Here is a 23,764-nt window from a genome sequence, read left to right as displayed (position 1 = left end):
TGACGATGATCGTTCCCCCGGTGGCTGGCATTCAATTGACGCTGCGATAATAGCCGTGCGCCACTCCACCGACAATGCGGCGCCCCGCCGGGCCGCGCCTTTTCATCATGTTCATACTCAAAAAGTTCCTCGCAGCACTGATTCTGCCCCCCTTGGGGCCACTCATCCTGATCGCCCTCGGTCTCTTGCTGGCGATCTACCGCCCCCGGGCAGGACGCATCGTGGCCACCGCGGGGCTGCTGGCGGCGCTGGCGCTGAGCACCCCCGCCACCGTCAAGCTGATGCTCGACGGACTCGAGAGCGCACCTCCGGTGAGCATGCAGGCCCTTCAAGGCGCCGACGCCATCGTCATCCTGGCCGGCGGCCGGCGGAGCTATGCGCCTGAATTCGACGGAGAGACGGTGAACGCCCTGAGCCTGGAGCGGATCCGCTACGGCGCACGCCTGGCCCGCCGCTCCGGCCTGCCCGTGATGGTCAGTGGCGGTGCGCCGAACGGTGGCACGGCCGAAGGCGAGCTGATGAAGACCAGCCTGGGGGAGGATTTTGGTGTGGCAGTGCGCTGGGTCGAGTCCCGTTCACGGGATACCCGGGAGAATGCCGACTACTGCGCCGCGGTCATGCTGCCCACCGGGCACAGACGCATCGTGCTGGTCACCCACGCGGCCCATATGCGGCGCTCGGTGGAAGCCTTCGAGGCCGCGGGCTTCAGCGTTGTGCCCGCCCCCACAGCCCATCTGCTGAACCGCAAGCCCGACGACGGCGCCCCGCCCTCCCTGCCGGGGATGAGCAGTGCCTACGCCGGCTGGTACGCCAGCCACGAATGGCTGGGCCTGCTGGCCTACCGCCTCAGCCGTTGAAGCGTGCCTTGCGCTTGCCAAGGAAGGCGTTGATGCCTTCATCGAAATCGGGCCGGGAGGTACACCGGGCAAAGGCCTCGGCCTCCAGCTGCAGCTGGGCACCCAGCGACTGATCGGGCGAAGCGTTGAGCAGGCGCTTGATTTCGCCGTAGGTGCGGCCCGGGCCGCGCATGACGCGCGCCACCAGATCGGCCACGGCGGCGTCGAGCTCGGCGGCCGGCACAACCCGATTCACCACCCCCAGGCGCTGCGCTTCGGCCGCATCGAAACGATCGGCCAGCAAGAGCAGCTCAAAAGCCTTGCGCCGCCCGAGAACACGCGGCAACAGCCAGGACACCCCGCCGTCACCGGAGAGGGCGATGCTGGCGTAGGCGGTCGTGAAATAGGCGCTGTCGGCCGCCACCACCATGTCGCAGCCCAGCACCAGGGACAGCCCGAAGCCCGCGCAGGCGCCCTGCACCCGCGCAATCACCGGCACCGGCAAGCCTTGCAGCGCTTCCACGCTCTGGTTGATGTACTGCTCGATCATGGCCCGGAAAGTGGCCAGCCGGCTCTCGGGCGACAGGTGCAGATGGGCGGCAAAATCCTTCAGATCGCCCCCGGCCATGAAGTGATCGCCAGCGCCCTCCACCACCACGACCCGCAGGTCATCCTGGTGGCTTAGCCGGGCCGTGGCATCTGCCAGGGCTTTCATCATGTCCACCGACAAGGCGTTCAGCGCGGCCGGTCGGTTGAGGGTCAGGGTCGCGACGCCATCGGTGACGTCGAGCAGGACAGGGGAGGTCATGGGGTGATTCCTTTTCGTTCAACTTCTCAAGGCAGACTCGACATTTCACCCCGAAGGCCGGCCGGCGGGAAGGCCCCGACGTAAAAAAGCCCATCGGGCGCGGGCGGGCGCACGATGGGCCGGAGCGGACAGGCCGCCGTTCAGAGGCGCTCGAAGACGCCCGCCGCCCCCATGCCGGTGCCGATGCACATGGAGATCATCCCGTAGCGCGCCGGGGTGCGCTGGAAGGCGCTCATCAAGGTCGCCGCGCGGATCACCCCGGTGGCCCCGAGGGGGTGGCCGAGGGCGATGGCGCCGCCCTGGGGGTTGATCTTCGCCGGATCGAGATCCAGCTGCTTCATCACCGCAATGGCCTGGGCTGCAAAGGCTTCGTTGAGCTCGATCCAGTCCAGGGCATCCTTGCCGATGCCGGCGGCCTTGAGCGCCCGGGGAATCGCCTCCACCGGGCCGATGCCCATGATCTCCGGCGGCACGCCGGCCACTGAGTAACTGCAGAAGCGGGCGATCGGCGTGACGCCATAGCGCTTCACCGCGGCCTCGGACATCAGCAGCACCGCACCGGCGCCGTCGGACATCTGGGAACTGTTGCCGGCAGTCACCGAGCCACGCGCCGCGAATACGGGCCTCAACTTCCCAAGGCTTTGCAGGGTGGCATCACCCCGCGGGCCTTCGTCGGTATCGCAGATCCGCTCGCTGATGCGCACCGTGCCACCTTCGCCGGGCACGTGGGTGCGCACGGTGTAGGGGCTGATCTCGTCGCGGAAGGCACCGGCGGCAATAGCCGCCGCGGCACGCTGGTTGGACTGCACCGCAAAGGCGTCCTGCTCCTCGCGGCTCACCTTCCATTGCTGCGCCACCTTTTCGGCGGTCAAACCCATGCCGAAGGCGATGCCCAGGTTCTCATCCTTCTCGAAGATCGCCGGGTTGAGAGAAATCTTGTTGCCCATGATCTGGGGCATCACGGTCATGCTCTCGGTACCGGCGGCGATCATCACGTCGGCCTCGCCCAGGCGGATGCGCGCTGCCGCATCGGCCACGGCCTGCAGGCCGGACGAGCAGAAACGGTTGATGGTGATGCCGGGCACGGTGTTGGGCAGGCCAGCCAGCAACACGCCGATGCGCGCCACGTTCATGCCCTGCTCCGCCTCGGGCATGGCGCAACCGACGATCACGTCGGCGATGTCGTTGGCGTCCAGCCCCGGCACCTTGTCCACCACCGCACGCAGCACGTGGGCCAGCATGTCGTCGGGGCGCACGTTACGGAACATGCCGCTGCGCTTGGCCACCGGCGTGCGCGTGGCAGCGACGATGTAGGCTTCCTGAATCTGTTTGCTCATCTTGTCTGTCTCCGTTCAGTTGCGCAGGGGCTTGCCGGTCTCGAGCATGTGCACGATGCGCTGCTGGGTCTGTTCGGTCTTCAGCAGGTCCAGGAACTGGGCCCGCTCCACGTCGAGGATCCATTGCTCGGACACCCGGGAATTGGTGTCTACCTCGCCGCCGCACAGGGCGGTGGCAGCAGCCTTGGCGACCCGGTAGTCCCAGGCGGAGATGAAGCCGCCCTCCTTCATGTTGATCAGCATCATTTCGCAGGTGGCGATGCCGTTGCGCCCTGCCACCGTCACGGCACGCTGGACCAGCGGCGGCTGATAGCCGGATTCCGCGATGGCACGGGCCCGGTGCAGGGCCACATGCAGCAGCTCGCGGGCATTGAAGACGATATCGTCGGACGCCTTGGCAAAGCCCAACTCCACCGCCTGCAGGGCGCTCTTGGAGACGTTGGCCATGGCGATGGTCTGGAACATGTTCTGGATGAAGGGGAAGACATCGCCCCCCGCCGCCCGGCTGGCCAGGGTGGCCGCCTGCAGGGCGAACTCCTTGCAGCCACCGCCGGCCGGAATCAGGCCCACGCCCGCCTCCACCAGGCCCACGTAGCTTTCGAGGGCCAGCACCCGGTGGCTGGCGTGCATGACGAACTCGCAGCCACCGCCCAGGGCCATGCCCTGCACCGCAGCCACGGTCGGCACCATGGCGTGCTTGAGCGTCATGGAGGCCCGCTGGAACTTGGCCACGGTCTTTTCGAGCATGTCGAACTGGCCAGCCTTGCAAGCCTCCGCCACCTGGGCCAGATTGGCCCCGACGGCAAAGGGTGCTTCGTGCCAGATCACCAGACCGTCCAGGTCACGTTCGGCCCGGGCCACGGCTTCCAGCACACCGTCCAGCACCTCGTCGCCGATGGCGTGCATCTTGGACTTGAAGGACAGGATGCCGATGCGGGCGTCCCGGGCCGGCAGGTTCAACAAACGCACCCCGTCGTTTTCCCACAGAGTGGTGCCCGGTTCCTGGGCGGCTTCGCCGAGCACCTGCTCCGGGTAGAGCTGGCGGCCATACACCGGCAGCGTGGACCGGGGCTTGAGGGCGGCGTCGGTGGCGCTCCAGGAGCCCTCCGGCGCATGCACGGCCTCGCGCCCGTCAAAGACCCAGGCGGGCAGCGGTGCGGCAATCATGGCCTCGCCGGCCTTGATGTCGGCCTCCACGGCCGCGGCAATCGCCTGCCAGCCGGCGGCCTGCCAGGTCTCGAAAGGCCCCTGGGCCCAGCCGAAGCCCCAGCGCATGGCGAAATCCACGTCGCGGGCATTGTCGGCGATGTCGGCCAGGTGGAAAGCACAGTAGTGGAAGACGTCGCGGAAGATGGCCCACAGGAAGCGGGCCTGGGGGTGGCTGCTGGCGCGCAGCTGGGCAAACTTTTCGGCCGGATTGCGGTTCTTCAGGATGGCCAGCACTTCCGGTGCCACTTCGCCGGTGCTCGGGCGGTAGTCCTGCTTGGCCACATCGAGCACGACGATGGCCTTGCCGTCCTTGCGGAAGATGCCGCCCTTGGTCTTCTGACCCAGCACGCCCTTGGCGATCAGGGCGGTGAGCCACTCGGGGCTCTGGTAGAAGGCGTGCCAGGGGTCGCCCGGCAGGGTGGCCTGCATGGTGCCGATCACATGGGCCAGGGTGTCGAGCCCCACCACGTCGGCGGTGCGGTAGGTGGCGCTCTTGGGCCGGCCGATCAGCGGGCCGGTGAGGGCATCCACCTCGTCGAAGCCCAGGCCCAGGCGGGCGGTGTGGTGCATCACCGCCAGAATGGAGAACACCCCCACCCGGTTGGCGACGAAGTTGGGGGTGTCCTTGGCGCGAACGATGCTCTTGCCCAGACGCGTGGTCAGCCAGGCCTCCAGCGCATCCAGGGTGGTGGGATCGGTCGTGCGGGTGGCGATCAGCTCCACCAGCGCCATGTAGCGCGGCGGGTTGAAGAAGTGGATGCCGCAGAAGCGGGCGCGGGCCTCGGCCGGCATGCCTTCGGACAGGGCATTGATGGACAGGCCGGAGGTGTTGGAGGCAAAGATGGCATCCGGGCGGATGAAGGGCGCGACCTTGGCGTACAGGTCCAGCTTCCACTCCATCTTCTCGGCAATGGCCTCGATGATGAGATCACAGTCACGCAGCTTGTCCAGATCGCTGCCGTAGTTGGCCACGTCGATGAACTGGGCGCGATCCTTGGTGGCCAGGGGTGCGGGTTCGAGCTTCTTCAGGCCGTCCACGGCCTTCTTGGCGATGGCGTTGGGGGGGCCTTCCTTGGCCGGAAGGTCGAAGAGGATGACCGGCACGCCGGCGTTGGCGCAGTGGGCGGCAATCTGCGCCCCCATCACACCAGCACCCAGCACAGCCACCTTGCGAATGATCAGTCTGCTCACATGTGCCTCCTTTGACTCGGCCCGGCGAGCGGGCCCTTGTTATTGACTACGGGCCACGGGCTTGCTGCGGCCATATTTGAACAACTGTTCAAATCTTAGCGCAATGCTGCCCATGGATACAACAAGCTTGAAAAATCAGGGCGTTGTCAGCCCCGCGGAAAGCGCCCCGGCCGGCGCCTGGAAGCCCGCCACGACAAAAGGGCGCAGGCGCGCCATGATGGCTTCGGGCTCGCCCGCATCGGCGAGGGTATAGGTATCGGTCATCCGCATCACGTCCTTTCCGGCCATGGCGTAGGCCACGATGCCGACGAAGAAATACATGCGCCACACCACATCGTCCTGGCTGAGGTGGGGCAGAGCCCGCATGAAGGCCTGGCGATAGCGATCCACGGCCTCCCGGTATTCCGCCGGGAAGAAGGCCTCGGTGCCCGGTCCGGGCTCATAGAAGGCGCGGCCGATGAGTTGCTTGAAGACCTCGCCGGGAATGCTGTCCTTGCGGGTCAGGCGCAGGGCCGAGGACAGGAAGGCATCCACCAGCACGTCAACGGCGATGGGCTGCCCGCTGGCGTCCGCCTCCAGTCTGTCCAGGTAGCTCACCCGGCTGCCGCCGCGACTGCCCAGGGCGCGCTCGTAAACAGCCTCCATCAACCCCTGCTTGGAACCGAAATGGTAGCTGACCAACGCCACCGGCACCCCGGCAGCGCCGGTGATCATGCGCACCGATGTGGCCGCATAGCCGTTCTCCATGAACAGGCGTTCGGCCGCATCGAGGATGCGTGTCTTGGCGTCGGGAAGGGGATTATCTGGGCGAACCATGGGCAGAACCGGAAAGTGGCCAGGGCCGCCACAGGCGCCCCCGGCGGGGTTGAAGGGATCAGAAGGCCATCGAGTACTGGGCACCCATGATCCACACCCGGGCGTCGTAGGCGCCGGTCACCCGGCCACGCCCAAGGGTAGTCTGGTTGTTATCCACCTTGGACTCGGGCACGTTCAGATACGCGAGCCCCAGGTCCAGCACCGAACCCTTGTTCATCCGGATCTGGGCCCCGGTGGAGAACCAGGTGCGGTTGTTGTCTGGCAGGGATACCAGGCGGTGCTGGGCATCGGGCACCGGGGTCTGGTCGTAGGCCACACCGAACTTGAGCTTGACCATGTCGCTCAGGCGATAGTTGGCCCCCAAGGCGTAACGCCAGGTGTCGCGGAAGTGGGTGTCGAGGGTCTGCACGGTGGCGCCGTTGAGAGCACCCGAGGTACGCACGATATCCACCCTGGGAATGCTGCTCCAGCCCGTCCAGGAGATGTCGCCAAGCATCTCCCACTTGTCGTTGAGATTCTGGACAACCGACAGGATGAAGGTGTCGGGCAGATCCACGCTGGCCTTGGCGCTGCCCGTGGTCAGGGCAGCCGAAGCGCCTGCGGCAGGGCCGCTGACGGCCAGACTGCCTTCGAGCTCATGCTTGATCTTGGAACGGTAGGACACCCCCACCTTGGTGCTCGGGCTGAGGGTGAACAGGGCCCCCACGTTCCAGCCCCAGCTGTTGTCGCCGGCATCCAGAGTGGCCCGGGTGGCCGACAAGGCGGCGGAAGTCACCGTCGCCAGGCGCACATACTCGGCTTCCATTCGCTGGTAGTTCAGGCCAGCCCCCACGGAAACCTTGTCATTGATTCGCCAGGCAACGCTCGGATTGATGTTGTAGGTCTTGATGTCGAACTTGATGGCCTGGGCACCGCCCAGCCAGGGATTGTCGTACTCGGTAACCAGGCCGAACGGTGCACCGAAGCCCACGCCCACGTAAACATCCTTGGTCAGGCCCCAGGACAGGTAACCATTGGGGATGAAAGCCCAGCTCCCCGCATCATTGCCGGTACCACTGCCGCCGAGCACGCCGGTGCTGGAACCCTGGTTGCTGAACTTGAAGGTGGGACGCACCAGGGAGATACCTACGGAGGCCTCCCGGGCCTGCAGCTGGGTCATGCCGGCCGGATTGAAGTAGATGGTGCTGGCGTTCTCGGCCACGGCCGCCGAACCGGCGTAGGAATTGCCGATGCCGCTGGCGTTCTGCTCAAGCAGCTGGAAACCCGCCGCAGAAGCCTGCCCCGCGGCCATTCCGAGAGTCAGCATCGGGATCAATCGGGCGATCATTTTCATTTTCATGGGTGCGTCTCCTCACAGATGGGCGTTTTATCGACAAGCCGCGGGTTGCCCGACCCCCCGGCGATTCTAGAACCGCAAAAGCCTGTGGCTTTGCAGCAATCGTTTCAAACTGTCGTTTTTATGCAGCACTCTCCGGGGGGATCTCACGCTTGACCCCGCTGGCACTGACCGCCACATAGGTCAGCTTCGCCTCGGTCACCTTGACCACCACCGGATCTTCCGGATTGCGCTCGGCGTACACCTCCACATCCACGGTGATTGAGCTCTTCCCCACTCTCACGATGTCTACATAGAAACTGACGATGTCACCCACCGACACCGGCTGCTTGAAGACAAAGGAATTCACCGAGATGGTGGCCACCCGGCCGCGGGCCCGCTGGCGGGCAGGCACGGCGCCGGCGATGTCCACCTGGGACATGATCCAGCCGCCAAACACATCGCCGGCGGGGTTGAGATCCCGGGGCATGGGCATGACGCGCAGGACGGGAAGTTTGTCGGCGGGCAGCTGAACGGGTGCGTCGGACATGAAGTACTCCTGGAGCAGTCTTAGCCAGCGGCCTGCTGGCCACGGACAAAATTGAGGGGACCACCCGTGAAGGGGGCAAAACCAGTCCCGAATATAACTCCGGCATCCGCCAGATCAGCATCGGCCACCACGCCCCGGTCAACACAGGTCTGGCTGGCCGCCAGCAATGGCGCGACGATGCGCGTGGCCAGACCAACCGGCACGGCACCCGCAGCGGGCTTGCTCACCTTGCCATCGGGCCAGGCATAGAAGCCCTGCCCGGTCTTCTTGCCCAGTTGGCCGGCAGCAACCCGGTCCGCCAGGGCCCTGGGCAGCACCGCATCGGCACCCGCAAGGGCCTTGCCGGCGGCCACGGCAATATCCAGCCCCACCGTATCCACCAGCTCGATGGGCCCCATGGGCATGCCGAAGGCGGTCAGGGCTGCGTCGATAGTCTCCGGGGCGATGCCTTCATCCACGCAGCGCAGGGCCTCGTACATATAGGGGCCAAGCACCGCATTGACCAGGAAGCCGGGCTCGTCCTGCACCGGCAGGGGCAGCTTGTCGAGCCGGCGCACGAAGGCCGCGGCGCGGGCCGCCGACTGGTCGACGGTGCCCGGGGTGCGCACCACCTCCACCAGGGGCATCACCGCCACCGGGTTGAAAAAGTGGATGCCCACCAGCCGGCCCGGATCGGCCAGCACGCTGGCAATGTCGGCAATGCGCAGGCTGGAGGTGTTGGACGCCAGCAGCGCATCCGGCCTGGCCCGCCGCTCGATATCGGCAAACAGGGCGCGCTTGGCATCCAGGTTCTCGAAGATCGCCTCGATGATCACGTCGGCCTGCGCCACGCCATGGCCCGCCGGATCGGGGATCAGCCGATCAAGGGCAAAGCGCGCCTCCCGCGGCTTGCCCCGGAACTTGCGCTCGAAGCGCTTGGCCGCCCGGGCGAAGGCCGGCGCGATCCGCTCCACGGACTGATCCTGCAGGGTCACGATCATGCCGCGCAGGGCGCACTCGGCGGCGATGTCGCCCCCCATCACGCCGGCACCGATCACGTGGACGCGCTGGGGCTTGAAGCCCGCACCTTTGCCGAAGCCCTTCAGGCGCTCCTGCAGAAAGAACACCCGGATCAGGTTCTTTGCCGTCGGCGACCGCAGGATGGACTCCAAAGAGGACGCAGACGAGGCGGGCACCGCCAACGCGTTGCCAGCGTAGTTGGCCCACACATCGAGAATCGCGTAGGGGGCCGGGTAGTGTTCCGGGCGGGCCTTGAGCGCCACCTGCTTGCGCGCCTTGCCGGCCACGATGCCGCGCAGGGGCCCGTTGAGCAGGCGCTGCAGCAGCGGCAGGCGGCGCGGCGCACGGCCGGAAAGCAGCATGATGCGCGCCGCGTTGTCCATGACCCGGGGCGGAACGCAGTCGTCGGCCAGGCCCAGCCGCCGGGCCTTGCCGGCATCCACGCCCTTGCCGGTCAGCATCAGGTCGAGGGCTGCCGCCGGGCCGATCAATTGCGGCAGGCGCAGCATGCCCCCCCAGGCTGGGTAGATGCCCAGCATCACCTCGGGCAGGGCCAGGCGTGTGCCGGGCTCGTCCACCGTGATGCGGTAGCGGCAGGCCAGGGCGAGCTCCAGCCCACCGCCCATGCAATGACCGCGGATCAGGGCCAGCGTGGGGTAGTCCACCGTGGCCAGGCGCTCGAACAAGGTCCAGCCCCGCTGCACCAGGGCCCGGGCGGCCTCGGCAGAATCGATGCGGGTGAACTCCTCGATGTTGGCGCCAGCGATGAAACCGGCCGCCTTGCCGGAGCGGATCACCAGGCCGGAGGGCGGGCGCTGGGCGAGCAGGTCGAGGATGCCGGCCAGCTCCGCCATCACGGCCAGGCCCAGGGTGTTGGCAGAGGCGTCAGCCTCGTCGAGGGTGGCCCAGGCGATGCCTTCGGCGTCCCGGTCGAGTGTCCAGTGTTTGAATGTCATCACAGTGCCTCCACCAGCATGGCCCCGCCCTGCCCGCCACCGATGCAGATGGTGGCGATGCCGCGCTTGCCGCCGCTGCGGCGCAGGGCCTTGAGCAGATGCAACACGATGCGCGCGCCGCTGGCCCCCACCGGATGACCGAGAGCCACGGCCCCGCCGTCCACGTTCAGGCGGGCCGAATCGATTTCACCCAGCGCGCCCGGCAGGCCCAGGCGGCTGCGGCAGTAGTCCGCATCCTGCCAGGCACGCAGGCAGCCGATGACCTGGGCGGCAAAGGCTTCGTTGATCTCGATGAGGTCCAGATCCCCCAGGCCCAGGCCATGGCGCTGCAGGATGGGCGTGGTGGCATGCACGGGGCCAAGCCCCATCTGCTCCGGCTCCAGGCCGGCCCACTGGCTGTCCACGATGCGCCCCATGGGTTCGAGGCCGAAGCGCTCCACCGCCGCCGCCGACGCCAGCACCAGCCAAGTGGCCCCGTCGGTGATCTGGGAGCTGTTAGCCGGGGTGACCCGACCGTATTTCTTGTCGAAGAAAGGCTTGAGCTTGGCCATGCCGGCCATTGAGGCGTCCCGGCGCAGGCCGTCATCGGCAGCGTGCACCGTGCCGTCGCGCTCAATCAGCGGCACCAGCTCATCGGCAAAATGGCCGGCGTCCTGGGCTGCGGCCACGCGGCGGTGACTTTCGACGGCGAAGGCGTCCATGTCCTCCCGGCTGATGCCGTACTTCCAGGCCAGGTTCTCAGCGGTCTGCCCCATCAGCAGGCCGACGACCGGGTCGGTCAGGCCCTTCATGATGCCGATCACCGGGGCCAGGTAGCCCGGGCGGAATTTCTGCACCATGGCCAGCTTCTGTCCCAGGCTGCGCGCCCCCATCCAGCCGGCGAACCAGCGCACCATCGCGTCGGAATACAACAGCGGCGCCCGGGACAGGGCATCCACGCCCCCCGCCAGCACCAGCTGCGAGCGGCCGCTGTGGATGTTGGCCATGGCCGAATCCAGGGCCTGCATGCCCGAGGCGCAGTTGCGCATCACCGTCCAGCCCGGCACCTTGATGCCGCAGCCCATGCGCAGGGCCACCACCCGGCCGATGTTTACCTCGTCCGGCGAGGGGCTGGCGCAGCCGAGGATGACCTCGTCGAGTTGGTCCGGCGCAAAGCGCTGACGCGACAGCAGGGCACTGCCCGCCGCAGTCGCCAGATCGGAGGCTGCAAACGGCCCGGGGGCGTTGCGCGCCTTGAGGAAGGGCGTGCGTGCGCCGTCGATGATGTAGATGGAGCCGGGCATGGTCATGCTGCTTTCCGCTGTTCGTCGGCCAGTCCATCCAGGGCCTGGCGCAGGCCGAAATCGTAGGGGAAGTCATCCACCCGGATAACCTTGTCGCGCAGCTCGCCACGCCGGGTCATGAGGGCGTGTTCGTCACGGCTGATGATGCCGGCGGCCACGGCCATGTCGTAGAGGGCATCGACACCACCGCCCACCAACAGGCCGGGCTTGAACTGGCCGCTCTTGATGGCGCGGCGCACCTTGGCCTCCACCGGCTCGGCCTCGATGGTGGCGTGCAGGGCGGCCTCCAGGGCACCGACCGGCTCCTCCACGTCCGTCGGCAGATAGACGTCCGAGGTCAGGCGGTCGCGGGTAGCCGAGGGGTTGATGAGCAGGGTCGCCACCTCATGCCCCAGCTGGTCGGAAGGTACGAAGTAGGGCCGGCCGAGGGGGAAGACCACGATGCGACGCAGCAGGGTGGCAAACAGGCGATTGGGGAAGTTGGCAATCACGCCTTCAAAGGCGTTCTGGGCCTTGAACATGCAATCCCAGATCACCCAGTGGAGCAGCGGGGCATCGGCGGCCTGGCGGCCTTCGTCCTCGTAGCGCTTGAGGGCGGCCGAGGCCAGATACATCAGGGACAGGATGTCGCCGAGGCGTGCCGAGAGCTTCTCCTTGCGCTTCAGCGCACCGCCCAGGGTGCCCATGGAGATGTCCGCCAGGAAGGCAAAAGCCGCCGAGAAGCGGGTGAGCTGCTGGTAGTAGCGGCGGGTTTCCGGCGCCACGCCCTTGCCACCGGCGTCGGGCACGGCAACGAAATGAGAGCCGGTGAGGCCCATCATCATGGCCCGGGCGGCATTGGACACGGTATATCCCACGTGGCCCCAGAAAGCCTCGTCAAAGGACTTGAGGTCGCCGCTGCGCGCAGCATCCATCTCCTTCAGCACATAGGGATGGCAGCGGATCGCCCCCTGGCCGAAGAGGATCAGGCTGCGGGTGAGGATGTTGGCGCCTTCCACGGTGATGCCCACCGGTATCTGCTGATAGGCGCGGCCCAGGAAGTTCTGGGGCCCGAGGCAGATGCCCTTGCCACCGATCACGTCCATGCCGTCGTTCACCGTCTGGCGGGCCCGCTCGGTGACGTGGAACTTGACGATGGCTGACACCACCGAGGGCTTCTCGCCCAGGTCGATGGCCCCGGCGGTCATCACCCGCGCGGCATCGCTGAGCCAGGTGTTGGCGCCGATGCGGGTCAGCGCCTCCTCCACCCCCTCGAACTTGCCCACCGCCGTCTTGAACTGGTAACGCACCCGGGCATAGGCCCCCACAGCCCGGGCGGTCATCTTCTGCATGCCGGTGTTGGAGCCCGGCAGGGAGATGGAGCGGCCTGCCGCAAGGCACTCCATGAGCATGCGCCAGCCCTGCCCCGCCATCGCCGGCCCGCCGATGATGAAGTCCAGGGGCATGAACACATCCTTGCCGCGAATCGGCCCGTTCATCCACACCGCGTTGAGGGGGAAGTGGCGGCGGCCGATGTCCACGCCCGGGTGGTCATGGGGCACCAGGGCGCAGGTGATACCCAGATCCTCCACCTCACCCAGCAGGTGCTGCGGGTCATACAGACGGAAGGCCAAGCCGAACACGGTGCACACCGGCGCCAGGGTGATGTAGCGCTTGTCGAAACTCACCCGCATGCCCAGCACCTCGCGCCCGCCATGCACGCCCATGCACACCACGCCAGCATCGGGGATCGAGGCCGCATCCGAACCTGCCCACGGACTGGTCAGGGCAAAAGCCGGGATCTCCTGACCACGGGCCAGACGCGGCAGGTAGTGCTGCTTCTGCTCCGGGGTGCCGTAATGCAGCAGCAACTCGGCCGGGCCGAGGGAGTTGGGCACCATCACCGTCACGGCCGGTGCCGACGAACGGGTGGACAGCTTGGTAATCACCTGGGAGTGGGCATAGGCAGAGAAGCCCTTGCCACCGTATTCGGTGGGAATGATCATGCCCAGGAAGCCTTTGTCGCGGATGTAACGCCACACGGCCTCGGGCATGTCCTGGGCCTGGGTGCATTCCCAGTCCCGGGTCAGGCGGCACAGCTCACTGGTTTCCACGTCGAGGAAACGCTGCTCCTCGGGCGTGAGGCGCGGGGCCGGATAGGCCAGCAAGGTATTCCAGTCGGGCTTGCCGCTGAAGAGCTGCCCTTCCCACCACACCGTACCGGCCTCCAACGCGTCCTTCTCGGTCTGGGACATGGACGGGAGCGCCTTGCGGAAAGCCTTGAAGATACGGGCCGTCACCAGGCTACGCCGGATGCCCGGCACCACGAACACGCCCCCCGCCACGGCCAGGGCAGCCAGCGCCACGACCGCCACCGGCGCCGACCAGCCAGCCAGCCACGCCAACGCCGCGAGCCACGCAAGCCCTGCCCCATACCAGGCAAAAAATGGCGCTCGCCCGTAGGCGAGCGCTACCACCAGGGGAGGGAGGGAAACCAGAAACCAGTACGACATGAGCTATCTCCTTTTACTCGGCGCCGTCTTTGCAGCGCGCTCTTATGAATTCTTTACCGAAGACTTGAACGGACTTACTTGAGCGACCCGAACTCCGCCAGCGGGGCACGCAGCCCCCCCAGCAGGAAGCTCATCAGACGCGGTGCCAGGCGCGACGGGTTCTCGTCATCGAATTTGCCGGTGACCAGTTGCAGCGCGTCGGTGCCGGCAATGGCGTAGGACATGGCGCCCATCATGAAATGGAAGCGCCACAGGATTTCGTTGCGATCCACCTCCGGCAGCGCCCGGTACAGGGCAGCCAGAAAGCGTTCGACGCACTCGGCGTATTCCTCAGCCAGAAACTGGCGCACGAACTCGTTGGGCTCGGTGTAGGTGCGCCCCAGCAGGCACATGAAGGTGTGACCACCCCCCTCCACGTCCGCCGCCATGCGCAGAGCCGTACCAAAAAAGGCATCGACGATGCGGCTCGGCTTGATCGGCGCACCGGCGGCCTCAGCCTCCAGCTGGTCGAGCGCCACCAGACGGGACTGGTTGAGATGAGTCAGGCGCCGCCGGAAGACCTCCTGGATCAGCAGCTCCTTGGTGCCAAAGTGGTAGTTCACCGCAGCCAGATTCACCGCCGCCTGGCTGGTGATCATGCGCATCGACGTCCCGTCGAAACCATGCTCCATGAACAGCCGCTCGGCGGCATCGAGGATGCGGCTACGGGTATCACCAGCGGCCTTGCCCGGGGTCTCGGTCACGGAATGCCTCCTTGTGGGGATGGATGTCTGCGGCTCACCGGAACACCCGGTCTGGCGGCAGATTCATTAAAACGTTTGTTTGAATCATACATTGGATTGATGGCGTGTCAACGCATGCCTGAGTGAATTCGACCCCACAAGGTCATCACCCCCCTGACACGCCATGCCCCACTTACGGACACTTCATACGCAGCATGAATAAAGGTGTAACAGCCCGATCCGGGGTCGTTCAAGGCAAGGGGTTCCAGGCCGATAAGGCAGCATCTGCAAACCCGGACTCGCCCTCCTCCCCATGAAGCTCCCCCACGATCAGGACGAGCCAGCGACAGCCCCCACCCGGACATCGGGGCGACGGTGCCGCCTTCTCCTCATCCTGACTTCGACAGGCCTGGCCCTGGCGTTGGCCGGCCTGCTGGCCTTTGTCTCGAAGGACAGTGGCCTGCCGCCCTACATGCTGCTGACGAGCGCCGGCCTGAGTCTGGCCCTCTTCATCTGCATCTGGGAGATCGCCCGCCTGCGCCGCATCACCCGGGCCCATGCCCTGGCCATGGTCGGCACCAACGACGGGATGTGGGAGTGGGACCCGGTAAGCAAGGAACTGAAGGTCGGGACGCGCCTGCTCAACATCCTCGGCTATGCCGACGATTTCCTCGGCAGCACCGAGCAATGGATCGAGCTCGTGCATCCGGATGACCGGGCTGGCTACAACGAGGCCGTGGCCGCCCATCTCAAGGGCCTGACGCCGCACTTCTATCACGAGTACCGGGTACGCGCCGAGGACGGCGCCTACCGCTGGCTGGCTGCCCGGGGCGTGGCCCAGCGGGACGGTCGTGGCGTGGCCCGGCTGATGGCCGGCTCGATTACCGACATCACCGAGCGCCGCGCCGACGAGGCGCGCATCCGCTATCTGGCCCATCACGATGCCCTCACCGGCCTGCCCAACCGGGCTCAGTTGATGGAGCAGGTGCCGCGCCTGATCGCCCGGGCCGCCGGGCGGGGCGACATGCTCGGCGTGCTGTTCGTGGATCTGGACCGCTTCAAGACCATCAATGACGCGATGGGCCATTCGGTGGGCGACATCCTGCTCAAGGGCGTGGCCCGCCGCATCGCCGAAGCCCTGCGCCCCCTCGACCAGGTCTATCGCCAGGGCGGCGACGAGTTCATCGCCGTACTGCCGGAAATTGCCGGCGCCGGCGACGCGGGTCACGTGGCCGAGCGCATCCTCGAAGCCATCACCCGTCCGATGCGCGAGTCCGGCTTCGAGCTGCATACGGCAGCCACCATCGGCATCGCCCTCTTCCCCGCCGACGGGACTGACACCGAAACCCTGCTGCGCAATGCCGACACCGCCATGTACGCGGCCAAGGCCCGCGGCGGCGCCAGCTGCCACTTCTTCTCCGAGCAGATGAACGAGCGCCTGCAGCGCCGCATGGCCCTGGAGGCGGCCCTGCGCAACGCCATCGCCACCGGGGAGCTGGAGTTGCACTACCAGCCCCAGGTGAGCGTGACTGACGGCCGGGTAGTGGGAGCGGAGGCCCTGCTGCGCTGGCGTCACGACGGGCGCTTCATACCCCCTGACCACTTCATTCCGGTGGCCGAGGAAACGGGCATGATCCACGCGATCGGCGACTGGGTACTGGATACCGCCATTACCCAGGCGGCCCGCTGGCGTGCGACTTACGCTTCGCCACCGCGCCTCGCTATCAACCTGTCGCCACGCCAGTTCTGGCACAGCGGCCTGGCGCGGGGCATCATCCAGCGCCTGCAGGACCACCAACTGCCCCCCGAGGGTATTGAGCTGGAAGTTACCGAGTCGGTGCTGATCCAGCCCGAGGGGCCCGCCATCGGCGAGCTGCGCACCCTGCGCCAGCACGGACTGCACCTCGCCCTGGACGACTTCGGTACCGGCTACTCGTCCCTCTCCTACCTGCGCAACCTGCCGGTCAACCGCCTGAAGATCGACAAATCCTTCATCTTCCCGCTCACGGGCAGCACCGCCGAAAACCCCGAGGACGCCGCCGCCATCGTCCAGGCCATCATCGCCATGGCCCACAGCCTGTCCCTCTCGGTGGTGGCCGAAGGCGTGGAGACTGCCGATCACCTGCGGGCCCTGCAGCACATGGGCTGCGACCTTTACCAGGGCTACCTGCTGAGCCCCGCCCTCCCCGCCGAGCAGTTCGCCACCCGCTTTCTGCAGCCCGCCTGACGCAGTAAACGCTTCCCCCTGAGGCCGCCGAAACAGCAGGCAAGCAAAGGCCAACATCGCAACCTCTCCCGTGACGTCGAATTCATTGGCTCTGTTCGCGAAAAATGCGGGAAGCGCTTCCCTCCGACAAGTAAGGCTCTCCGGGCCCGGCGGGCCCGCAGGGGATCGTATTTACATACCTAACGCGAACATCACCAATAAATTCGACCCCATGGGCCCTCCCGCCACCCTTGACGCGGTACGCTCCTGCCCGGAATTCACTCACCTGCCCTGCGCTCCGTCACCATGCCCCATCCCGACCCCCTGTTCGCCGGGCTCCAGCCCGCCGCCGTATGGCAGCACTTCGCCACCCTGTGCCGCATCCCGCGTCCGTCCAAGGCCGAAGGCCCCGTGCGGGACGCCCTCCAGGCCTGGGCCCATGGGCGCGGACTGGCAACCCGGGTGGATGAGGCCGGCAACCTGATCATCCGCAAGCCGGCCTGCCCGGGCCATGAGCACGTGCCGGGCGTGGTGCTGCAGGGCCACCTGGATATGGTGTGCCAGGCCAACAGCGGCACCGCCCATGATTTCACGCGCGACCCGATCCGCCCGACCCTGCGCGAGGGCTGGCTGGTGGCCGAGGACACCACCCTGGGCGCGGACAACGGCATCGGCGTGGCCCTGATCCTCGCTGCACTGGATGACGACACCCTGGCCCACGGCCCCCTCGAAGCTCTGCTCACCGTGGACGAGGAAGCCGGCATGGGCGGGGCCCAGGGGTTGCAGCCCGGCACCGTTGAAGGGCGGCTGATGCTCAACCTGGATACGGAGGACTGGGGCGAGTTCTACCTGGGCTGTGCCGGCGGCGTGGACGTGAATGTGAACCGCCCCGGCACGCCGGCCGCGCTGCCCGCGGGCTGGGAGACCTGGACGCTGACCCTGGCCGGCCTGCACGGCGGGCACTCGGGGGTGGACATCCACGAGGAGCGGGGCAACGCCATCAAGCTGCTGGTGCGGGTGCTGCGCAGCCTGGAGCGCACCCACACCCTGCGCCTCGCCAGCCTTGCCGGCGGCACCGCGCGCAATGCCCTGCCCCGCGAAGCCCGCGCCACTGTGGCCCTGCCGGCCGGTCAGTGCAGCGCCCTGGAGGCCGCCCTCGCCGCCGCCCAGGCAGAGCTGCGCGAGGCCCTGCGCGGCGTGGACGAAGGCGTGACCCTGAGCCTCGCCGCCGCCACCGCCAGCGAACTCATGAGCAGCGCCGACCAGGCCCTGTGGCTGGCCTCCCTGCATGCCGCCCCCCATGGCGTGCGCCGCCGCAGCCTGAGCGTGCCCGGCGTGGTGGAGACCTCCAACAACCTCGGTGTGGTGGAGCTCACCCCCCGCTCAGGCAGCTGCAACTTCATGGTCCGCTCCCTGCTCGACAGCGGCAGCACTGCCCTGGCCGACGAGATCGTCAGCCTGTTCGCCCTGTCCGGCACCGCGGCCGAGCTGTCCGGCCACTACCCCGGCTGGGCCCCCAACCCGGCCTCGCCCCTGCTGGCCCGCTGCCAGCGGGTGTTCGCCCGGGACTTCGGGCAGGCCTCCTGCGTCAAGGTGATCCATGCCGGCCTGGAATGCGGCATCCTTGGCGCCAGCCATCCGGGCATGGACATCGTCTCCTTCGGCCCCACCATCCGCGGCGCCCACGCCCCGGGCGAGCGGGTGGAGATTGCCTCGGTGGACAAGGCCTGGCAGCTCCTGCGCGCCATCCTCACCGACATCGCCACCGGCTGAGTGCATGTGAGCACGTCCGCGGTGCGGCCCAACTTCGCCCCTGCAATGCGCCCGTTGCGCCCATTGCGCCTCCTTGCCCTGGCCATCGCCCTTGCCGGCGCCAGCGCGGGCGACGCCCTCGCCACCCGGGGCAGCCGCTATGTCACCGCAGGCCGGTGTGCCGGCGTGCCGGGCGTACAGCTCAAGGTGGCCAAGGGCTTCTGCGTCGGGCTGGCCGCCAGCGGACTGGGACTGCCGAGGGGCGTGCTGCCCCTGGCCGATGGCCGCGTGCTGGTCACCGACCTGGGCCGCTGGGACGCCCCGGCCGGACGGCTACTGCTGCTCAGTCCAAGGCCCGGAGGCTACGAGGTGCGCCCCCTGCTCAAGGGGCTGGACCGCCCCCACGGCCTGCAGGCGGGGCCGGACGGTCAGGTCTACCTGGCCGAAGCCGGCCGCATCCTGCGGGTAAACCTGGAACGCACCCCGCCCACCGTAACCCCGGTGATCACCGGCCTGCCCGCAGAGGGCCGGCACCCGCTGAAGCAGTTCGTGTTCGGCCCGGACGGGGCCATCCATGTGAACGTGGGCGCCAGCACCGACCACTGCGAGGACGCCCCGGCCCCCCGCGGCATGCGTTGCCACGAAGCCGAGCGGGACACCCCGGGCGCCGCCATCTGGCGCTACGCCCAGGTGGACGGCCGCTGGGTGGGCAAGCCCTATGCCCGCGGGCTGCGCAACGCCATGGCCCTGGCCTTCGCCCCCGACGGCAGCCTGTGGCAGGCCGAAAACAGCCGGGACACCCTGCCCGGCGGAGGCGATTCGGAAGCCCTTCCCCACGACGAACTCAACCGCATCCGCCCGGGTGCCCACTACGGCTGGCCCTACTGCACCGACATGGGCCGCTTCGACCCGGCCTTCGCGCCGGGGGATTGCAGCCGCTACACCAAGCCCGAGCGCCTGCTGCCCGCCCACTCGGCCCCGCTGGGCATGGTCTTCTACACCCCTGCCGCAGCGCCGGAGGCCTGGCGCGGCAGCCTGGTCATCGGTCTGCATGGCTATCGCCGCCAGGGCCACCGCATCATCGCCTGGCGCTTCGACGCCTCGGGCAGACCGGCGCGCAATTTCACGGTGCTGGTGGACGGATGGCAGGCCACCGCCCGCCATCCCCTCGGCGCCCCCACCGACATCAAGGCCGACACCCGCGGCCGCCTGTGGGTCACCGAAGACCGCAACGGCACCCTGCTGGTGATCAGCCCGGAGTGAGTTTGATGGACCGGTAAGGCTCTCCAAGCCCGGCGGACATGGCAGGGATAGTGATTGCATGCCGGACGCGAACATAACTAGTTCGTTCGACGTTCTTGGTTTGGGCCCTTACTGGCAGGCATTCCAGTGCATGAAGTTACGTTGGCCGGGATTTCGCCCCGGCGGGCGACCTTCTTCTTTGCTTCGCCAAAGAAGAAGGCAAGAAAGGCGACCCGGCCACCCCGGTCATTCGCTGCGCGAATGACTCCCCTGCGCTGCTCCCAGCAGGCGGCCGGCGCGGAACTCGCCCTTCGGGCTCAGACAGCCGCGCCGGACTTCCCCGCCCGCTGCTGCGCTGCTCGGCGGGGCGGAACGGGCTTTTCGGATGCACCGAGCCCCTGCGGAACTTGAGTCGAGCACTGGCCGTTGATCACCTGCATTTCCTCTCCCCTCTGGCGTGCCGACTGGAGGTGATGACGGGCGGAAAGAGGGCTTCGCATGTTTGAGCCCGCAGGGCGAGTTTGCGAAGACCCCGCCCGGCATTGCCGGAAGGAGGGAACCCCCGAAGGGGGCGCGACAGCGGGGTACGCTTTCTTGCCTTCTTCTTTGTCGTACAACAAAGAAGAAGGTCGCCCGCCGGGGCGAGACCCGGCCAATGTGACGTCGTACAACGGAAAGCCGCCCGTAAGGGCTCACCGGTTCAAGGTCGAAGGGAGTGAACTGACTACGTTCGCGAAAACTGCGGGAAGCGCTTCCCTCTGACAAGTAAGGCTCTCCGGGCCCGGCAGGCCTGCCGGGGATCGTATTTACATACCTAACCCGAACATAGCCAATTTATTCGACCACGGACTTTGGTCGGCGCCTTGCCGGTCATCAGCGCGAGAAGGTCGAATGGATCGACCCCATGGGCACGCCCTTTTCAGCGTCCTTGCCCCCGTCAGGGCTCGGAAAACGCCATGTGGAAGCCGTCGGTGATCGGGCCGGCCAGATAGCCGAAGAGGCTGCGCTCGCCGGTCAGGATGGCCACGCTTACCGGCACGCCGGGCATCAGCGGGTAGCGCGTGCCGCGGTGATCGAAGGCGTTGCTGTCGGGAGCGATGCGCACCCGGTAGTGGGGCATCTTCTGTTCGTCGAGCACCGAGTCGGGGCTGATATGCACCACCTTGCCCTTGATCGGCTGGAAGCCCCGGGCCACGGCCGAAACCAGCTGGATGCGCGCGTCCTGGCCGACCCGCACCATGCCGATGTCGCCGATGGGTAGCTTGGCCTCGATGAGCAGGGGCTCGTTGGCGGGCACCAGGGTCATCAGGGTACCGCCGGGCTGGATCACTCCGCCCTCGGTGACCACGTGCAGGGTCATCACCACCCCGTCGATGGGAGAGCGCACCACCAGGCGGTCCTGGGTGTCGGAGAACTTGCGCATGCGTTCCTGGGCTTCGGCGATCTGCCGGCGGGTGTCGGCCAGATCCTTCTGGAACTGCTCGCTGTCGCCGGAGTCGAGGGAGCGCAGGGAGGCGTCCTCCTGTTTCTGGGCGGCAGAGACACGGCGCAGGGAGGCATCGATCTCCTTCAGCGTGCCGCGGGCGAGCTCCTCTTCCTTCTGCAGGTTGAGGTGCTCGTAGCGGTTGGCGAGGCCCTCGGAGAGCAGCTTCTGGCTGATCTCGATCTGCTGCATCAGCAGGCGCAGCTTGCTTTCGGTGTGGGCCCGGCGGGCCAGCAGCTCGGCCTGTTCGGCGCTGCGCTGGCTGATCTTCTGGGACTGGGCTTCGTAGCTGGAGCCGACCCGGGACTTCTGGGCAAGCAGCAGGGCGCGGGCGGTTTCCACCTGGTCGGGGAAGCGCTTGGCCAGATCGGCGGGCACCTTGAAGTCCGAGCGGCGGGCGAGCTGGGCCTCCAGGCGCAGGGCCTTGATCTGCAGGCCCCCGAGCTGGGCCTCGAGCTCGCGCATGTCCGATTCGGCGGCGCTGCGCTCGACTTCGGCCAGGGGCTCGCCGGACTTCACGGTCTGTCCCTCGCGCACCAGGATGCGGCGCACGATGCCGCCTTCCAGATGCTGCACCAGCTTGGTCTGGCCCGCGGTGGTGACTTCGCCGGTGGAGTGGCTGGCGATGTCGAGGGTGAAGAAGAAGGACCATAGCAGCACCGTGCCGAGGAGCAGGCCGACCAGGCGGATGGTCAGGCGGCTGCCGTAAAGGGCGTCGGTGGGCAGCCCGTTCTCCTGGCGGGCCGGCAGCAGGAAGGCCACCGCGCGGGATAGCACGGGGTGGGTCTCGAAGGCGCCGAGGATGCGGTCCAGGCGGCCGGGGGCCGGTGGGGGGGTGTCGGGCGCCAGGGTATGGTCAGTCATGGGTGTTTCCTCCGGCGGCCACGGCGGGCGGGGTGGGCGCGCGGACAACGCGGGGCTGGGGCTTCTGGTTGAGATCGATGACGGCCTGGGCGGCGGAGATGATGAAGCCTTCGTTGCTCATCACCACCAGGCTGTGGCCGGCCTTGACCAGGCGGTTGAGGATGGCGGCGATGGCCTTGCAGCCGTCGGCGTCCACCCCCTCGGTGGGGTCGTCCAGCACCACCAGCCGGCCCTTGCCGAGCAGGGCCCGGGCCAGGGCCAGGCGGCGGCGGATGCCCAGGGGAATGCTGTTGCCGCCATTGCGCAGCACCAGGCTCAGGCCGTCATTGCTGCCTTCCACGAAGGCCCCCACGCCCAGCTCCCGGCACAAGGCGAGGATCTCGTCGTCGGGGGTGTCGGGGGCCATCACCACCAGGTTTTCGCGCAGGGTGCCGTCAAAGAACAGGGGTTCCTGGGGCAGGTAGGCCACCTGGCTGCGCCACCAGCCCGGGTCGGCCTGGCGCAGGTCCATGCTGTCGGCCAGCAGGCGGCCACGGGTGGGTTCCAGCAGCCCCACCAGCAGGCGGGCGAGGGTGGTCTTGCCGGTGCCGTTGGCGCCGGTCACGGCCACCACGCCGCCGCCGGGCAGGTCGAAGTCGAAGTGTTCGAAGATCGGGGTGGGCTGCTTGGGGTAGGCGAAGGCGGCATCCTCGAAGCGCAGGCTGCCGCTGTAGTGGCCAAGGGAGACCCCGTCGCTGCGCTCCTGGGGAATGGCGCAGAGCTGGCGGATCAGGTCGAGGGCGCGCTGGCCGCGGCCGATGGCCTCGCCCAGGCCGAGGGCCCGGGTCAGGGCCGCGAGGGCCCGGCCGGCGAGGATGTTGGCGCCGATCAGGGTGCCAACGTCGAGGCGACCGGCCAGGACTTCCCGGGCACCGATGGCCATCACCAGCATGCCCAGCAGCACGCCGCCGGCATAGCTGGCGTTCTGGATGGTGTTCTGCAGGCTGTTGAGGGTGGCGCGCAGCCCGGCGAGCTCCGTCCCGCACTGATCCCAGCGTTCGCGCAGGGGGCCGGCAGCCTGGAAGGCGCGGACCATCTCGGTGCCGGCGGCCAGGGTCTGCTGGTGCCCGGCGAGCTGGATGGCGCTGCGGCTCTGGGCCTCCATGGGCTCGCGCAAGCGCCGCTGGGCCAGCAAGGACACCAGGGCCACCCCGCCCATGATGAGCAGGGCGGTGAGGGCCAGGATGGGGTTGAGCAGGGCCAGCACGAACAGGAATACGAAGGCGAAGGGGGCGTCCAGCAGGGTCACGACGTTGGTGGCGCCAAAGCTCTGCTGGGTGGTGGCGAGGCCGGAGAGGATCTCCCGTCGGGCGGCCACCGGCAGTTGTTCGAGCAGGGCGTACTGGCCACGCACGCTGCTCTCGAAAACCGCCTCACCCAGGGTGGCATCGGCCCGGGCGCACAGCCACTGGGCGATGCGCAGGCGTGCCGAACGCAGGGCCAGTTCGAAGACCACGGCAATCAGCGCGCCGACGGTGAGGGTCAGCAGGGTGGTGTCGATGCCCAGGGCCAGGTAACGGTTGAGAACCTGGATGCTGTACAGCGAGCCGGCGAGGCCGAGCAGGTTGATCAGCAGCGAGGACAGGAAGAGCTCGAGCCGGAGCCGGGGGTGGAGGGCGAGGCGTCGCCAGAATTCGTTCATCGGTTCACGGGGGTGGGTTCAT

16 protein-coding genes are annotated in these 23,764 nt (G+C 67.7%); 4 read left to right on the top strand and 12 right to left on the bottom strand.

The genetic code is table 11. The features are described from left to right. The first annotated feature begins 107 nt into the window (after positions 1 to 107). Entirely contained in the window at positions 108 to 857 is a 750-nt protein-coding gene (locus ACIQ09_RS04295) for a YdcF family protein (RefSeq protein ID WP_398306555.1), read from the top strand. Here ACIQ09_RS04295 and ACIQ09_RS04290 read toward each other — a convergent pair. The 10 genes from ACIQ09_RS04290 to ACIQ09_RS04245 all read right to left on the bottom strand — a co-directional run bounded on the left by ACIQ09_RS04290 (position 847) and on the right by ACIQ09_RS04245 (position 14,535). Continuing rightward, positions 847 to 1,644: an enoyl-CoA hydratase/isomerase family protein gene (locus ACIQ09_RS04290; RefSeq protein WP_398306553.1), complete on the bottom strand. Its 798-nt coding sequence runs from the start codon at positions 1,642 to 1,644 to the stop codon at positions 847 to 849. The two genes, ACIQ09_RS04295 and ACIQ09_RS04290, sit on opposite strands and share 11 nt — an antisense overlap. Positions 1,645 to 1,784: 140 nt before the next feature. Continuing rightward, the gene (locus tag ACIQ09_RS04285) at positions 1,785 to 2,981 is read right to left on the bottom strand and encodes an acetyl-CoA C-acyltransferase (protein ID WP_398306551.1); all 1,197 of its coding nucleotides are present in this window, start codon (positions 2,979 to 2,981) and stop codon (positions 1,785 to 1,787) included. 15 nt (positions 2,982 to 2,996) lie between these two features. Further along, positions 2,997 to 5,381 carry a 3-hydroxyacyl-CoA dehydrogenase/enoyl-CoA hydratase family protein gene (locus ACIQ09_RS04280; protein ID WP_398306538.1) on the bottom strand — a complete coding sequence of 795 codons (2,385 nt, stop codon included), beginning with the start codon at positions 5,379 to 5,381 and terminating at the stop codon, positions 2,997 to 2,999. Positions 5,382 to 5,516: 135 nt separating this feature from the next. Beyond that, positions 5,517 to 6,197 (bottom strand): TetR family transcriptional regulator, encoded by a 681-nt coding sequence (locus ACIQ09_RS04275; RefSeq protein WP_398306536.1) that lies wholly within the window; start codon positions 6,195 to 6,197, stop codon positions 5,517 to 5,519. Between the two features lie 58 nt (positions 6,198 to 6,255). Continuing rightward, positions 6,256 to 7,536: an OmpP1/FadL family transporter gene (locus ACIQ09_RS04270; RefSeq protein WP_398306534.1), complete on the bottom strand. Its 1,281-nt coding sequence runs from the start codon at positions 7,534 to 7,536 to the stop codon at positions 6,256 to 6,258. A gap of 118 nt (positions 7,537 to 7,654) precedes the next feature. Beyond that, positions 7,655 to 8,062 (bottom strand): acyl-CoA thioesterase, encoded by a 408-nt coding sequence (locus tag ACIQ09_RS04265; protein ID WP_398306532.1) that lies wholly within the window; start codon positions 8,060 to 8,062, stop codon positions 7,655 to 7,657. 20 nt (positions 8,063 to 8,082) lie between these two features. Continuing rightward, on the bottom strand, positions 8,083 to 10,017 hold the full coding sequence (locus tag ACIQ09_RS04260) for a 3-hydroxyacyl-CoA dehydrogenase NAD-binding domain-containing protein (RefSeq protein ID WP_398306530.1): 1,935 nt from the start codon (positions 10,015 to 10,017) through the stop codon (positions 8,083 to 8,085). Further along, positions 10,017 to 11,300 (bottom strand): acetyl-CoA C-acetyltransferase, encoded by a 1,284-nt coding sequence (locus tag ACIQ09_RS04255; RefSeq protein WP_398306589.1) that lies wholly within the window; start codon positions 11,298 to 11,300, stop codon positions 10,017 to 10,019. Before ACIQ09_RS04255 ends, ACIQ09_RS04260 begins: the two co-directional genes overlap by 1 nt. Before the next feature lie 2 nt (positions 11,301 to 11,302). Next, positions 11,303 to 13,792 (bottom strand): acyl-CoA dehydrogenase, encoded by a 2,490-nt coding sequence (locus ACIQ09_RS04250; RefSeq protein WP_398306528.1) that lies wholly within the window; start codon positions 13,790 to 13,792, stop codon positions 11,303 to 11,305. A 74-nt stretch (positions 13,793 to 13,866) separates the two neighbouring features. Next, positions 13,867 to 14,535, bottom strand: a complete 669-nt coding sequence (locus tag ACIQ09_RS04245) for a TetR/AcrR family transcriptional regulator (protein ID WP_398306526.1) — start codon at positions 14,533 to 14,535, stop codon at positions 13,867 to 13,869. Between the two features lie 292 nt (positions 14,536 to 14,827). Between ACIQ09_RS04245 and ACIQ09_RS04240 the strand changes: the two genes are divergently transcribed. The 3 genes from ACIQ09_RS04240 to ACIQ09_RS04230 all read left to right on the top strand — a co-directional run bounded on the left by ACIQ09_RS04240 (position 14,828) and on the right by ACIQ09_RS04230 (position 19,735). Next, a complete protein-coding gene (locus ACIQ09_RS04240) occupies positions 14,828 to 16,741 on the top strand; it encodes a putative bifunctional diguanylate cyclase/phosphodiesterase (protein ID WP_398306524.1) in 1,914 nt (637 codons plus the stop codon). 285 nt (positions 16,742 to 17,026) lie between these two features. Beyond that, positions 17,027 to 18,493, top strand: coding sequence for an aminoacyl-histidine dipeptidase (locus ACIQ09_RS04235; protein WP_398306522.1), 1,467 nt, complete (start codon positions 17,027 to 17,029; stop codon positions 18,491 to 18,493). Positions 18,494 to 18,499: 6 nt separating this feature from the next. After that, a complete protein-coding gene (locus ACIQ09_RS04230) occupies positions 18,500 to 19,735 on the top strand; it encodes a PQQ-dependent sugar dehydrogenase (protein ID WP_398306520.1) in 1,236 nt (411 codons plus the stop codon). Between the two features lie 916 nt (positions 19,736 to 20,651). Here the strand turns inward: ACIQ09_RS04230 and ACIQ09_RS04225 are convergent. Continuing rightward, positions 20,652 to 22,061, bottom strand: coding sequence for an HlyD family type I secretion periplasmic adaptor subunit (locus ACIQ09_RS04225; protein ID WP_398306518.1), 1,410 nt, complete (start codon positions 22,059 to 22,061; stop codon positions 20,652 to 20,654). Next, on the bottom strand, positions 22,054 to 23,742 hold the full coding sequence (locus ACIQ09_RS04220) for an ATP-binding cassette domain-containing protein (RefSeq protein WP_398306516.1): 1,689 nt from the start codon (positions 23,740 to 23,742) through the stop codon (positions 22,054 to 22,056). Before ACIQ09_RS04220 ends, ACIQ09_RS04225 begins: the two co-directional genes overlap by 8 nt. Positions 23,743 to 23,764 lie beyond the last annotated feature (22 nt).

It is taken from the genome of Zoogloea sp., assembly GCF_044344315.1.
Lineage (GTDB): Bacteria > Pseudomonadota > Gammaproteobacteria > Burkholderiales > Rhodocyclaceae > Zoogloea.
This window is presented reverse-complemented; position numbering and strand designations above follow the sequence as displayed.